Origin of the sequence: Trinickia diaoshuihuensis, assembly GCF_003390925.1 — a bacterium.
Classification (GTDB): domain Bacteria; phylum Pseudomonadota; class Gammaproteobacteria; order Burkholderiales; family Burkholderiaceae; genus Trinickia; species Trinickia diaoshuihuensis.
This window is the reverse complement of sequence record NZ_QUBS01000080.1, coordinates 40,964-54,908: the sequence shown is the minus strand read 5'-3', so window position 1 is coordinate 54,908 and position 13,945 is coordinate 40,964. Positions and strand designations below refer to the sequence as shown.

Below are 13,945 nucleotides of genomic sequence, written 5' to 3'. Positions count from 1 at the left end.
CCATGAAACGATCGAATGCCGAAATCTTGCATGAGTACGGGCCGTTGCCGGGCGTGGACAACGTGGCGGGCGTGACCTACGACGGTAGCCGGGTCTGGTTCGCCGCCGGCGACAAGCTGTGTGCCCTCGATCCCGCGAGCGGGCAACTGCGGCGCACGTTCGACGTACCCGCATCGGCGGGCACCGCCTTCGACGGCAAGCATCTGTTTCAATTGGCCGGCGATGTCATCCGCAAGCTCGACCCCGCCACGGGGCAAGTACTCGCGACGATCGAAGCGCCGCCGGGCGGCGGTCATTCGGGGCTCGCATGGGCGGAGGGGCGGCTTTGGATCGCGCAGTACAAGGCGCGCAAGATTCACCAAATCGATCCCGAGACGGGCGCCGTATTGCGCACGATCGAATCGAACCGGTTCGTGACGGGCGTCACGTGGGTGGACGGTGAACTGTGGCACGGCACCTGGGAAGACGAGCGCAGCGAAATCCGGCATGTCGATCCGCAATCGGGCGAGGTGATCGAGGCGCTTGCGATGCCCGATGGGATGATCGTGTCGGGGCTCGAATCGGACGGGGGCGATCGCTTTTTCTGCGGCGGCGGCACGAGCGCGAAGCTCAGAACCGTGCGCCGCCCCGCGCGCCGTGCCAAGGCCGAGAGCGGCGGGGCGGCCGCCGTCGATGCCCCCGGCGAAGGGGCCTGACTTACTTCCCGCCGCGGCTACTCATGACCCGCTCGACGAGTGCTTGGCGTTCGGCGCTCGGATCCTCGATCGTGTGCGTGTCCAGCGCAATCACTTGCCGCACGATCCCGTCGCGGCCGAGCCGCGCGGCGGGCCAATCGGGCGCCGCTTGCAGGTCCGGCACGCGCCCGATCTTCGTGAAGTTCGACTGCCTGTCGTAGCGGCCGTTCGGGTTGCCTGTTTTCACGAACTGCTCGATGTATCCCGAGAAGATCCGCGCGACGGTGCGATCGTCCTTCCTCCACGGGTAGCGACGGTCCTCGTCGAGCGTGCTCAACGCATAGACGATTTCCGACCGGTGTGGCGCGCCGGTAGCGGGTGCTGAGTCGTCATAGCCCGCGACGGCCGGCGGGCGGCGATGCGTGAACAAGTAGAAATAGACGGGGGCGCGGCCCGTTTGCCGATGCAAATCCATCCAACGCCAGACGCTATGGCTGATCGTGATGTCGTTCGTGAGCGTCGTCGCCGACTGCGCGATTTCGGCGGCGTTCCCTCCCGGATAGAATTTGCGCGCTTCCGGCAGTGCGTTGCCGAAGACGGCCTGCATGATGATGGACCAATTTTCCTCGGTCGGTTCCATGGGGCCATACACCGTTCGAGCGTGGCTTTCCGCCGAGTTCGAGCCGACGAGCAGCGGGACCGGCGCCTGAGCCCCCGCCTCGAAGATCGCAGCCGGCGTGTCGGTCAGAAAATGTCCGTCGATGGTTGGCCAAAACGACGGCGAGGGGGCCGAGTAAGTACCCATCGCCGCTTGCAGTTGCTCGGCCGATAGCTTGCGCAACGCTTGCAGCGATTCGGCGCCGGCCAGCGCCGCGAATCCTCGCGCCACACGCTCCGCTTTTTCGCGGCGCCAAAAGGCGTTGGGCGCAAACGCGCCGCCGCTCTCTCCGATCGCGCGCGCAAACAACCCGCGCGAGGTCGGCGATGCCATATGCGCGCTCACGGCGATCGCGCCGGCCGTTTCCCCCGCGATCGTGACCTGGGCGGGATTGCCGCCGAAGCGCGCGATGTTCTCGCGCACCCACCGCAACGCCGCTTGCTGATCGAGCAGCCCGTAATTGCCCGCGGTGCCGGCGCCGCCTTCTCCCGCCGCATCGGGATGCATCATGAAACCGAACGCGCCGAGCCGATAGTTGACCGTCACGACCACGATGCCGCGCGCCGCGAGATTCGCCCCGTCGTAGCGCGGCTCGGAGCCGTCGCCGACCGCGAAACCGCCGCCGTGAAAATAGACGAGCACGGGCATCGCTTCGTTCGGCTGTTGGACCGGCGCCCAGACGTTCAGATAAAGGCAATCTTCGCTCATCCGATCGGAGCGGAAGGTGAGGCCGGGCAGGTCCATTTGCATGCAGCGCGGGGCGAACTGCTTCGCCTCGCGCACGCCGCTCCAGCGGGCCGCCGGTTGCGGCGCGTGCCAGCGGTTCGAGTCCACCGGCGGCGCGGCGTACGGGATACCGCGAAAGACATTCAGTGGTTGAGCCCCGCTTATCGCGCGCTCGCCGGCGATCGCGCCGTCGGCGAGCTGGACTTGCGGTGACGGGAGCGCCGGCGGCGTGGCGGCGGCGAGCGAAAGCGAGCAGAGCAGCGACAGAGCCGATGCCGCGACGAAGGTTCGCGATGATGGCCTGATCGTGAATGAGCGATTCATGGTTTGCCCTTTCTGGGTGGATCGATAGGGATAGCACTTGCCCACGCGGAGCGCGGGCGGATCGATCTTGATCCCGGGTAGGGTCTAGCGCGCGGTGTTGGCGAAAAAGCAGGACGTATTGCTGTTTTGCCCTGGGACGCTACGCCGCCTTTTCTCGTTTGGGCAGCGATTGCAATTGTGCGTAGTGCTTTTCGGCCCATAGCCACACGCCGCAAAACGCAGCGCACAGGCTATGTCCGAGTTCGGTCAACTGATACTCGACGCGCGGGGGCACTTCGGGATAGACGGTGCGCGTAACGAAGCCGTCCTCTTCCAACTGACGCAGCGTCTTCGTCAGCATGCGCTGGCTAATGCCGCCGACGAGTTCGCCGATTCGCGTGAAGCGCAGCACGCCGTTTTGCGCGAGGACCTCGAGCACGCACATCGTCCATTTGTCGGCGATACGGCCGATGACCTCCATCACGACATCGTCGATCTCGGGCGTCGAGCGTTCGCCCGTCGGCGATTCGAAGACGACGGCGCGTCCGGCCGCGGATTCTTTTCGTTGGGGCATGGCCTTGATCTCGTCCAATACTTACTACCGTGTACGTATAGCACATTCCGGTGCCTACTTCCTGAATGAGAGTATTGCCGCTATCCTGCCCTCGGTCAATCGTCAATCGAAGGAGAGACACCATGCAAGTCACCGGAAATACGATTCTCATCACGGGCGGGGGCTCCGGCATCGGTCGCGCCCTGGCCGAGGCCTTTCATCGCCGCGGCAACGAGGTCATCATCGCGGGCCGTCGCGAGGACGCGCTGCGCAAGGTCGCCGAGGCGAACCCGGGTATGGAGACGGCGGTGCTCGACGTGCGCGACGCGAAGGGCATCGAAGCGTTTGCCGCGCATATGGCCGAGGCGTTCCCGAAGCTCAATGTCGTCGTCCACAACGCCGGCATCATGCAGCTCGAAAATTGGCGAGCCGATCAGGTCGACCTCACGACGGCCGAAGCGACGATCGCGACGAATCTGCTGGCCCCGATCCGTCTGTCGGCGGCGTTGCTGCCGCAGCTCAAGCGTCAGCCGCGCTCGACGATTGCGACGGTGACCTCGGGTTTGGCGTTCTTGACGCTGGCGCACACGCCGGCCTACAGCGCGACCAAGGCAGCCATCCACGCGTTCAGCGATGCACTGCGCTATCAATTGCGCGATACGAACGTCGATGTGATCGAGATCGCGCCGCCCTATGTGCAGACCGAGCTCATGGGCGAGCAGCAAGCGAACGATCCGCAAGCGATGCCGCTCGCGGAGTTCATCGACGAGGTGATGACGATTCTCGAGATCCAGCCCGATGCGCGCGAGGTGCTCGTCAAGCGCGTGCATCCGCTGCGGTTTGCGGCCGAGCAGGGGTACGAGAAGTACATGGCGCAGTTCCATGCGTTCAACGATCACTTCGGCGCGGCGCTCGAAGGCTGAGGACGCTCGGCGCAGCCGGCGTGGCGAATCACGATGCGCAGGCGCGTTCGGGCTGAACGGCGGTGTCGTGACGACCTTCGACGGCCGCCGCGCGCATCAGCGTCGCGGCATCGATTCCGAGCGTCTCGCGCAGCCAGGCTGCGCCTTTCGGTGTGACTTGTACGGCGCGCGATGTCTTCGACCGCAAGAGCCAGCCGTGCTCGCAGAACGCGGCGAGCACGTGGGCTCCGAGGGGCCCGGCGAGATGGTGCTCGCGCTCGGTCCAATCGAGGCATTGGCGCGCGATGCCGCGGCGGCCCGGTTTGATCGCTGCGATATCGAGCCCGAGCCGCGCGAACCACTCGACGCCCGAGGGCGTGACCTCGAAGCGCTTATCGGCTTGTCCATCCAGAAAGCCGCGCGCGAGCAGCGCCTGCGTCAGCGCCACGCCTAACCGTCCGGCGAGATGGTCGTAGCAGCACCGGGCAAACAGCAGCGGTTCGGCGCTTGCGCCGACGGGGCGCCGCCGCACCTCGGGCGCGGGGCCGATCGTCGCTAGGATTTCGAGCGCGTGCGCGACGTGGGGGCCGGCCAATCGGTAGTACCGATGCCGGCCTTGCGTCTCCACGCTCAGCAGCCCACCCGCCAGCAGCTTCGCTAGATGGGAACTGGCCGTCTGCGCCGTGATGCCGGCCGCGTAGGCGAGTTCGCCCGCCGGGCGCGCGCGTCCGTCGACGAGACTCATCAAGATCGCCGCGCGCGCGGGATCGGCGATCAGAAAGGCGGCGGAGGTGAGGTTCGGCTGCAAGGCCATGCGGCGCTCTCCATCGGATACGAGCGGGACCCAAGCACAATAGCAGCAATCGCGCGAAGCATGATTCGATCGCCGTCGAAGCATCGAGGCCCGCCGCGCGCATAGACTCGCCGCCATCTGACGGATCATGGATGGAGGCGAACGATGGGCAATCGAATACGCAACGAGGCGTCAGCAGCGAATGCCGCAACGGCGGCGCTTGCGGCGGCGCAGCGCCGGCGCGTGCTCGCGGCGACGAGTATCAGTTACTTCATCGTCATTCTCGATACGTCGATCGTCAACGTGGCGCTCGAACGGATCGCGACGGCGCTCTCGATGCGGATATCCGGTCTGCAGTGGGTGACCAACGCCTACACGCTCGTCTTTGCCGCGTTGTTGTTGACGGGCGGCACGCTCGGCGATCGGCTGGGCGCGCGAAACATCTACCTGGCCGGCTTGAGCGTGTTCACGCTTGCCTCTGCGGCCTGCGCGCTGTCGATGTCGTTGCCGATGCTCGTCGCCGCGCGCGCACTCCAAGGTATCGGCGCCGCGATGCTCGTTCCGTGTTCGCTCAAGCTGATCAATCAAGCGTGCCCGAGCCCTGAGGCGCGCGCCCGCGCGATCGGGCTCTGGGTCGGCTGCGGCGGCGTGGCCATGGCGGCCGGCCCGATCGCCGGAGGTGCGCTGATCCATTTGGCCGGATGGCGCAGCATCTTCTTCGTGAACGTCCCCGTCGGCCTCGCGGGCATCGCGATGACGTGCCGAGTCGCGCGCGATGCGCCCGCCATGGGCGCGCGCCGGTTCGATCCCATGGGACAACTGACCGCGATCGTCGCGCTCGCGGCGCTTGTCGGCGTGTTGATCGAAGGCGCGCCGCTGGGCTGGCACTCTCCCGCGATCGTCGCCGGTGCGATCGTGACCGTCTGCGCCTGGGCCGCGTTCGTCTTCGTCGAGTCGCGCAGCGCGGACGCGATGCTGCCCATGGCGCTCTTTCGCAGCGGCGTGTTCGCGGGCTCGACGTTTGTTTCGATGGCGTCGGCATTCGTCTTTTACGGCCTGCTATTCGTCGCGAGCTTGTATTACCAGCGCGTGCGCGCTTACACGCCGCTCACGACCGGCTTGTCCCTGCTGCCGATGACGGCGATGGTGGCGATCGGCGGGATCGCGTCGAATCGTTTGTCGCAGGTCATAGGCGCGCGCGCCTCGATGTCGCTCGCGTTCGCACTTTATGCGGCCGGCGCGCTCGCGCTGTTGGCGCTCCTGGCGGGCGCGCCGGCCTGGACGGCGATCGCACCGCTCGTCGCGATCGGCTTTGCCGCGGGCTATGTGACGCCAGCCGCGACGGCGCCCGCACTGGCCACGGTCGAGCACCGGTACGCCGGAGTGGCGGCGGGCGTGCTCAATTCGGCCCGCCAGTCGGGCTCGGCGCTCGGCGTGGCGGTGTTCGGTTCGTTGATCGGCTCCATTCCGGCGTTCGTCGGCGCGATGCGGATCGTCCTGGGCGCGGCCGCGGCCGTCGCGCTGGTCGCGGCGCTCGTCTGGTGGGCCGCGACAGCTCCCTACGCGAGCCGCGCCGCGCGTTCGCACGCCGATTCTTCTTATGGCTGATGCCGAACGCCCGCCGGCGGTCCCGTTGCGAGCCGGCATGCTTCATCCGGGGCCGTGGCACAGCCCTTGCGGTGCTGCAGCGAACTGCACCTTTGCGGCTCGTGTTCATTCATATGCCTAACCGTCGTTCATCGAAGCGCACGCAACAAGCCAAGCCGCCGGCGGACGACGAGTCCGCGGGCGCATGCGAGTCGCGGTCCGTACCTGTCGATTTGCCGAAAGACCTTCGATATGTGGACGATCGCGGTCCCGGCATCACGCGTAAGCTCGTGCGCGGACGCTTTGTCTACTTCGATCCGGACGGCCGGCGAATCACCGATGACGACGAACTCACTCGCATCCGCGCGCTCGCCGTTCCACCCGCGTACACCGACGTGTGGATTTGCCCCGATCCCCTCGGGCATTTGCAGGCCACGGGGCGAGATGCGCGCCGCCGCAAGCAGTATCGTTATCACCTTCGCTGGCGCGAGATTCGCGATGCGACGAAGTACGAGCGCATGGCCGCGTTCGGCGACGCGCTGCCGAAAATCCGCGCGCGCGTGGCGCGCGATCTGCGCGCGCCCGGCATGCCTTGGGAGAAGGTGGCCGCCACGGTGGTGCGCTTGCTCGATCTGACGCTCGTGCGCGTGGGCAGCGCGGAATATGCGCGCGAGAACGGCTCGTTCGGCCTGACCACGTTGCGCAAGCGTCACGCGGCCGTGCGCGGGGCGCACCTGCGCTTTCGCTTTCGCGGCAAGAGCGGGATCGAACACGACGTCGATGTCGACGATCCGCGCATTGCCCGCATCGTGCGCCAATGCATGGATTTGCCGGGACGAGAACTCTTCCAGTACATGGACGACGACGGCGAGCGCCGGCCCGTCGGATCGTCCGACATCAACGAATATCTGCGCGAGGCGAGCGGCGCCGACTTCACGGCCAAGGACTATCGAACGTGGGCCGGCAGCGTGTTCGCGTTGGCGGCGCTCAGGCGCGTCGAGCCTCGTACCGCGGCCGAGCGGCACAAGCACCTGCTCGAAACGGTCAAAACCGTCTCTTCCGCGTTGCGCAACACCCCCGCCGTTTGCCGGCGCTGCTACATCCATCCCGCTGTCGTCGAGGCATTCGAAGCGGGCACGCTCGGCGACTTGCCTAAGGTGAAGACGCGCCGCGGCCTGAAGGCCGATGAGGCTGCCTTCGCCACGCTGCTCGCGCGCGAAGCGAGACGCGTCAAACGCGAGGCGAGGGCAAGCGAAGCCCTGGCGAAACGAGCGGAGCGCGCGGGCAAGCGGGCGAACGGAAAATCACCGGCCCGCGAGCAAGCTCCCGGGACCGACGCTCTGCCTCGCGAGGACACGCGTCTCGTACGCTTGCTCGCGAAATCGCGGCGTGTGGCAAAACCGCGTGGGACGAAGGTTTCCCATACGTCCGGCACACGGTGACCCGCGAGGCCGCGCCTTAGCGCACGAGCCCGAACGTTTGCAGCAAGAGCACGACGTTCAGCGCGAGGATTGCGACCGTCGCCGCCCCGGCGGCGATGGCCACGCGCCGGCTGTTGACGAACGCACCCATGATCTCCCGCCGGCTCGTCACGATGACGAGCGCGATCATCGGTACGGGCAGCGCGAAGCTCAGCGCCACTTGGCTATAGAGCAGCGCGTCGGTCGCATTCACGCCGAGCGCCACGACGATGAACGCGGGGGCCATCGTCAGCAACCGGCGCACGCCGACCGGAATATGAAAGCCGACGAAGCCTTGCATGACCATCTGTCCGGCCATCGTGCCCACGACCGAGCTTGAAATACCGGAGGCCAGCAGCGAGACGAGGAAAACCGCCGCCGCGCCGGCGCCGAGCAGCGGCGTCAAACTGCGATAGGCCGTTTCGATCTCGGCGATGTCGGCGTGGCCGGCGTGAAACGCGCCGCTCGCCATGATCACCATCGCCACGTTGACGAGCCCGGCGACCGAAAGCGCGGCGACGACCTCGCGATTCGAAAAGCGCAACAGCTTGCGGCGCGCGCCATCGTTGCTGGCCGGTGCGCGGTTCTGCGTGAGGCCCGAATGCAAATAGATGGCATGCGGCATGACCGTGGCGCCGAGAATTCCCACGGCAACGGCAAGCGCGCCGGGGCCTTGCAACCGAGGCACGAGCGCGCCATGGGCCGCCGCGGACCAATCGACGTCGACGAGCATCAGTTCGACGACATAGGAGAGGGCCACAGTGCCGATCAGCGCCCCGACGATCAGCTCGAGCGGACGGAACCCCTGACGCTCGGCGGCGAGAATCGCGTAGGTGACGATGCCGGTCAAAACCATGCCGACCATGAGCGGCACGTGCAGCAGCAGCGATAACCCGAGCGCCCCGCCGAGGAACTCGGCGAGATCGGTCGCCATGGCCGCGATCTCGCTCACGCCCCACATCGCGTAGACGACGGGCAGCGGGAAGTGCGCCCGGCTGATCTCGGCAAGATTGCGGTTCGTCACGATCCCAAGCTTGGCCGAGAGCCCTTGGAACAGCATCGCGATGACGTTCGCCGCGACCACCACCCACAGCAGCGAGTAGCCGTACTTCGCGCCGGCCTGCAGGTTCGTGGCGAAGTTGCCCGGATCAACGTAGGCGATGGAGGCGATCACCGCCGGCCCCGCGAACAGCAGCGCCGAGCGCGTACGCGCAAACAGGCCGCGCCCGCCCTTGCCGGCCAGGGCTTCACCGATCGCGAGCGTCGTGCGTTCGCTCAATCCCAGTTGCATTTGCGCAGTCGTCATGGCGCACCTCGTCAGTGTTGCTGTTGGCGTCCATGATAAAAGCTATCGCAATGCGAATGATAATTGTTTTTATAAATCGACGCGATGCGACGAGGTAGTGCTGCTCGACGCGCTACGCGGCTTCGACGCTCCGCCACTGCGGCGCATATTCGACCTTGGACCAACGAAACGGAAGGGCGCCGGGGCTGCGAAGGACTTCGTCGACCGAGAATCGGACGAGCCGCTCGGCGCCGGGGAAGCCTTGCAGCGCTGTTTCGTCCCAGACGATCTCGGCATGCGCGGCCACGTAGAGCAAATCGCCGCACTCGAAGTCGATGAAGAGAAGGCCCGCGCGGGCATCGACGGCGAGATTGCCGAGCGTGTTGAAAAACAAGTTGCCGCGGTAATCGGGGGCGACGAAGGTGCGCTCGTCCTCGACGCGGACGAATCCCGGCAGCCCACCCCGGTGCGAGACGTCGGCGCCTTGGGCGGCGGCGTCCTCGCGCAGGCTGCTGCGCGTGGCGATGAAGTACGTATCGCTGCGCTCGATCAGCGCGCGCTCGGCCTGGCCCAAGGCTGCTGTTCGCGTTGCCGGCTCGCGCGTGGCGGCCGCATCCGGTCGTTCGATCCGCGTCGGCGTGCGGCTTTGGATGTACTTGGCGCAATTGCCGAAGCTTTGGCGCACGGCGATGGTCAGTGCATCGTCCTCGACGTGCGTGACCGTGCCGTTTACGCGATTCCTCCGGCGCGTCGGCAATTCGATGCCTAGCCCGCCGAGCGCCGAGCCTGGATGCCAGGCTCCGGCGAGCGGATCGTCCGGCAACGCTTCGCCGGCAATCCGTAACGTCCTCGCATCGGGCGAAGAGACGAACCCCGGCTCTCCCATGCGCAGCGTGGCCCACGGTTGCCCGCGCCCGTCGATTCCGCCGAGCACGATAAACGGCAGTTGCCCGAAGAACTGCCGGTGCTGCTCGGGCATGTAGCGCCGAATACCGCGCCGTCCGCCCACCTCGGCTTTCGCTTGAACGCCAGCCCGCGTCTGCACGGCTATCTCGCCGACGTGGAACGGCATCTCGTCCAGATCCCAACCGGTGGCTGGCGCGGCAGCGGCCGGCGCGGCAACGGCCGGCGCGGCACCGGACTGAGTAGAGGGCGCAGTACTCATGGGCTTGGCTCCTGGCGGAAAAGGGTTAGGCGGCCGTCGCGGGAAGCGGGGACGAGGGCATTGCGACGAAACCCGGCAGCGCTTCGATGCGGGCGAGCCAGGCACGAATGTTCGGATAGGGGGCGAGCGACACTCCGCCCTCGGGCGCATGCGCGATATAGCTATAGGCGGCGATATCGGCAATCGTCGGATGCGAGCCGACGGCGAACGGCGTTTTGCCGAGCGCGGGCTCGACGACGTCGAACAATCGCGTCGAGACGCGCACGGCGACGTCGTAATCGATCGGAATCCCGAACACCTTGACGAGCCGCGCGGCGCAGGGGCCATGCGCGATCGGGCCCGAGGCCATCGACAGCCACTGCTGGACGCGGGCCGCGCCGACCGGATCGTCGGGCAGCCACGACGGATCGCCGTAGCGCTTGGCCAAATAGACGAGGATTGCCGTCGAATCGAACAGGACCGTCTCGCCGTCGACGATTACGGGCACCTGACCGAACGGGCTCATCGCCAAGAATTCAGGGCTTTTCTGCTCGCCGGCGACCAAATCGACCTCGACTGTCTCGAAGGGCAGGCCAAGCAGGCTCAAACACAGCAGGGCGCGGTGCGCGTGGCCGGACAGACGCATCGCGTAAAGCCGAATCGGCTGCGCTGGACGGGAAAGCGACATGGCTCGTTCCTCGTGACGTGGACGTTGACATTGACGTGGCGTGGAGGGCGATGGCCGTATCCCGCCACTTCCTGGAACAGTCTATCGCTACGTGATTGAATCGATAAGATGGATAATCGGGCAATCAGAGTCCACTCAGAACGAACAATTGACCATGCCGGATCTGCGCGATCTCAATCTGAACCGCCTCGTCGTGTTTGCCGCCGTCGTGGAGGCGGGCTCGCTGAGCGCTGCCGCCGAGCGGCTCGGGCTCGCCAAGACGATGGTCAGCGCCCACCTGCGGCGGCTCGAAGCGGAGGTGGGCGTGACGCTCATCGTGCGCACGACGCGCCGCTCGAGCTTGACCGAGGCCGGGCGCACGCTTTACGAGGCGAGCCGCGAATGTCTGCGCGCCGCGAGCGATGCGCTCGAAGCGATCTCGGCTACGTCCGGGCCGTTGCGCGGCGTGGTCCGCGTGGCATCGCCGGTCGATTACGGCGAACTGGTGGTGGCGCCGGCCCTCGCCGCGCTGCAGCGCGCGCATCCGGAACTCGGGGTGGACTTGATCTGTGGCGAGGACTACGTCGATCTGGTTGCCGAGCGCATCGATGTCGCCGTCCGCCTGGGCAATTTGAAGGATTCGAGCTACCGGTCGGCGCGGCTCGGCCAATACTTGCGGTGGATCGTCGCGAGCCCCGCGTTTCTCGCGGGGCGGCCCTTGCCGAACTCGCCTAGCGAGCTCGGCGCCTGGCCGTTCGTCGGGTTGTCGACGCTTGCGCATCCCGACACGCTGTCGCTGCGCGACGCGAGCGGGCGGCGCGCGACGGTGCGCTGCAAACGGGCGTTCATCGCGAATACGGCTAGCGCGGGCCGTGCCGCGACCTTGGCGGGAGCGGGGTTCGGTTTGCTGACGGATTTCTCGATCGGCGACGATCTGGCGGCGGGGCGGCTCGTGCGGCTCCTCCCCGATTGGAGCGGCGAGCCCGCATCCATCCAGGCGGTCTTTCCCTCGACGCGTCAGCCTTCGGCAAAGGTGGCGGCCGTGATCGATGCGTTGCGTGCCTACTTGGCGCGCGCCGATCAAGCCCGTGTGAGCGCGCGGCGATAAGCGAGCGGCGAAGCCCCGACCGTCGCGCGAAAGCGATGACCGAAGTGGCTTGCGTTCGCATAGCCCGTGCGAGCCGCGATCTCATCGACCGCGAGCGTGGTCGTGCGCAGCAACTCGCGCGCGAGTTCGGCCCGCCGCTCGGCGATCCAAGCATGCGGCGGCATGCCGAACGACGTGCGGAACATCCGCGAAAGATGGAATTCCGAAAGACAAGCGACGTCAGAAAGGTCGCCCAGCGTGAGCTTATCGGCCAGATGCGTTTCGATGTAGTCGCGCAAGCGACGCCGGACGGCCGGCGCGAGCCCTCCCTTCAACGACGCATCCGCCCGGCGTGCCGATTGGCTGCGCAGCAGCAGGCTCAGGATTTCGTGAGCGGCCTCGTTCGCGCGCAAGCGCTCGTCCGGACCGTCCCACGGCAGCGCGGCGAGCCCGCGGCATAGCGTGGCGATGTGAGCGTCTTCGAAATAAGTGCGATCGGCCAGCGTGAGTTCGCGTGGCTCGCGATCGAGTTCGTGCACGGCACGCCGCGTGAAATGCTCGGGCAGGAAATAGAGGTGCACGAAATGCATGTGGCCGCGCACCCACCAGCGTGATTCGTGATCGCCGGGCAGCGCGCACAGCCGCTGCGGCGCGCCGTACTGCCCCGGCAGCTTTTGCCGCTCGGTGCGATAGCCGCCGTCCAAGTAGCACGAGAGCGTGTGATGGCCCGGTTGGTCGTACGCCGTTTCGTCCTCGACGATGTCGCGCCGCCAAACGGCGGCGGCGAGGCGGTCGCCGAGCCAGGCGAAACGCTCCAGCGTCGCATTGGCGTTGGCGAGCGTAACCCCCACCGAGTGCATGCCGAATGGCGGTGGTTCGGTGCACGAGGCGTCTGTGATAGCGGGGACGAAGGGGCTCGCGTTCACGGCTGCGGCGATGCGAAATGGGATGATGACGGGATGAGTATAAGGAAAGTGGGACCCGTACGCCCGGTGTTCGACGAAATAAAACCGCAAACTTAGACAACGCAAATGGGGGGCCGCGGTTGCATAGTGGATGGACAGGGGGCGAGCCGCACCGGTTCGCTCAACGTCGTTCGAGCCTCTTATGAATTTGCTGCTTTATCTCACCACCGTGCTCATCTGGGGCACCACCTGGATTGCGATCAAATGGCAAACCGGCGTGGTTGCCCCGCCCGTGTCGATCGCTTTCCGTTTCATGCTCGCGGCCATCGTCATGCTTGCACTCGTGCGGCTCACGCGCCGCCCGATGCGGCCGCCGCGCGCCGCGTGGCCGCTGCTGCTCGGCCAAGGGCTCGCGCTCTTTTGCTGCAATTTTCTGTGCTTCTATTACGCCGAGCAGATCGTGCCGAGCGGGCTCGTCGCCGTCGTTTTCTCCACGGCGCCGCTGTTCAACGCCGTGAACGGCCGTCTATTCATGGGGCGCGCATTGCAGCCCAGCGCGATCGTCGGCGCGGTGCTGGGGCTCGTCGGCATCTTGTGCCTGTTCGCCCCTGAAGTGGCGCAACACGCGGGCGATCGAACGATGTGGCTCGGCTTGGGCATCACGCTCGTGGGCACGATGTGCTTTTCCGTCGGCAATTTGCTGTCTAGCCGCATGCAATCGATGGGGCTGCATCCCACCGTCACGAACGGGTGGGCGATGCTGATCGGCGCCTGCGTGCTGACGATCGGCAGCCTCGTGGCCGGCTTCTCGTTCGAGCCCGAATGGACCCCGCGCTATCTGGGCGCGCTGATTTACTTAGCGGTGCCGGGTTCCGTCATCGGCTTCACGACCTATCTCATGCTCGTCGGGCGTATCGGGCCCGAACGCGCCGCCTATTGCACGGTGCTGTTTCCGTTCGTGGCACTGGCCGTATCGACCGTCTTCGAGGGATATCGATGGTCGGTGCCGGCGGGCGTCGGGCTCGCGCTCGTCGTGCTCGGCAATCTGATCGCATTCAACGTATTGCGGCAACTGCCGATTTTGCGCGCGCGCCAGCGCTCGCTCAGATAGTTTCGGTCCGGTCCGCGAATCGGCCCAAGCGGTTCGGGCCGGTCCGTGGTCCTTTTTTTAGGCGATAGGCCGCCGCGGCGAGGATCGAGC

12 protein-coding genes and 1 pseudogene are annotated in these 13,945 nt (G+C 66.5%); 6 read left to right on the top strand and 7 right to left on the bottom strand.

Translation table 11 applies throughout. The features are described 5' to 3' along the window. Positions 1–2 precede the first annotated feature (2 nt). The gene (locus tag DXT59_RS17955) at positions 3–695 is read left to right on the top strand and encodes a Vgb family protein (protein WP_116138273.1); all 693 of its coding nucleotides are present in this window, start codon (positions 3–5) and stop codon (positions 693–695) included. A 1-nt stretch (position 696) separates the two neighbouring features. Here the strand turns inward: DXT59_RS17955 and DXT59_RS17950 are convergent, their stop codons facing one another. Then, the gene (locus DXT59_RS17950) at positions 697–2,382 is read right to left on the bottom strand and encodes a carboxylesterase/lipase family protein (RefSeq protein WP_116138217.1); all 1,686 of its coding nucleotides are present in this window, start codon (positions 2,380–2,382) and stop codon (positions 697–699) included. 139 nt (positions 2,383–2,521) lie between these two features. Then, positions 2,522–2,935, bottom strand: a complete 414-nt coding sequence (locus DXT59_RS17945; RefSeq protein WP_116138272.1) for a winged helix-turn-helix transcriptional regulator — start codon at positions 2,933–2,935, stop codon at positions 2,522–2,524. Between the two features lie 122 nt (positions 2,936–3,057). Here DXT59_RS17945 and DXT59_RS17940 point away from each other — a divergent pair, with 122 nt between their 5' ends. Further along, positions 3,058–3,837, top strand: coding sequence for an SDR family oxidoreductase (locus tag DXT59_RS17940; protein WP_116138216.1), 780 nt, complete (start codon positions 3,058–3,060; stop codon positions 3,835–3,837). Between the two features lie 28 nt (positions 3,838–3,865). On the opposite strand, the gene DXT59_RS17935 is transcribed toward DXT59_RS17940, so the two are convergent. Next, the gene (locus tag DXT59_RS17935; protein ID WP_116138271.1) at positions 3,866–4,630 is read right to left on the bottom strand and encodes an ArsR/SmtB family transcription factor; all 765 of its coding nucleotides are present in this window, start codon (positions 4,628–4,630) and stop codon (positions 3,866–3,868) included. Between the two features lie 144 nt (positions 4,631–4,774). On the opposite strand from DXT59_RS17935, the gene DXT59_RS17930 reads away from it, so the two are divergent. Continuing rightward, a complete protein-coding gene (locus DXT59_RS17930; protein ID WP_116138215.1) occupies positions 4,775–6,217 on the top strand; it encodes an MFS transporter in 1,443 nt (480 codons plus the stop codon). Positions 6,218–6,330: 113 nt separating this feature from the next. After that, positions 6,331–7,638, top strand: a complete 1,308-nt coding sequence (locus tag DXT59_RS17925; RefSeq protein ID WP_116138270.1) for a DNA topoisomerase IB — start codon at positions 6,331–6,333, stop codon at positions 7,636–7,638. Between the two features lie 16 nt (positions 7,639–7,654). Here DXT59_RS17925 and DXT59_RS17920 read toward each other — a convergent pair whose 3' ends face one another. From DXT59_RS17920 to DXT59_RS17910, 3 genes and pseudogenes are all read right to left on the bottom strand, one after another. Further along, complete coding sequence (locus tag DXT59_RS17920) at positions 7,655–8,962, bottom strand: Nramp family divalent metal transporter (protein ID WP_116138214.1); 1,308 nt, start codon at positions 8,960–8,962, stop codon at positions 7,655–7,657. Positions 8,963–9,077: 115 nt separating this feature from the next. After that, positions 9,078–10,106: pseudogene (locus DXT59_RS17915) on the bottom strand (pyridoxamine 5'-phosphate oxidase family protein); the annotation flags it as partial. 25 nt (positions 10,107–10,131) lie between these two features. Then, positions 10,132–10,773, bottom strand: a complete 642-nt coding sequence (locus DXT59_RS17910) for a glutathione S-transferase family protein (protein ID WP_116138212.1) — start codon at positions 10,771–10,773, stop codon at positions 10,132–10,134. 154 nt (positions 10,774–10,927) lie between these two features. Between DXT59_RS17910 and DXT59_RS17905 the strand changes: the two genes are divergently transcribed. After that, the gene (locus DXT59_RS17905) at positions 10,928–11,860 is read left to right on the top strand and encodes a LysR family transcriptional regulator (RefSeq protein WP_116138211.1); all 933 of its coding nucleotides are present in this window, start codon (positions 10,928–10,930) and stop codon (positions 11,858–11,860) included. On the opposite strand, the gene DXT59_RS17900 is transcribed toward DXT59_RS17905, so the two are convergent. Then, positions 11,833–12,699, bottom strand: coding sequence for a helix-turn-helix domain-containing protein (locus DXT59_RS17900; RefSeq protein WP_116138210.1), 867 nt, complete (start codon positions 12,697–12,699; stop codon positions 11,833–11,835). The two genes, DXT59_RS17905 and DXT59_RS17900, sit on opposite strands and share 28 nt — an antisense overlap. Before the next feature lie 247 nt (positions 12,700–12,946). On the opposite strand from DXT59_RS17900, the gene DXT59_RS17895 reads away from it, so the two are divergent. Further along, positions 12,947–13,855: a DMT family transporter gene (locus tag DXT59_RS17895; RefSeq protein WP_116138209.1), complete on the top strand. Its 909-nt coding sequence runs from the start codon at positions 12,947–12,949 to the stop codon at positions 13,853–13,855. The last annotated feature ends 90 nt before the right edge of the window (positions 13,856–13,945 follow it).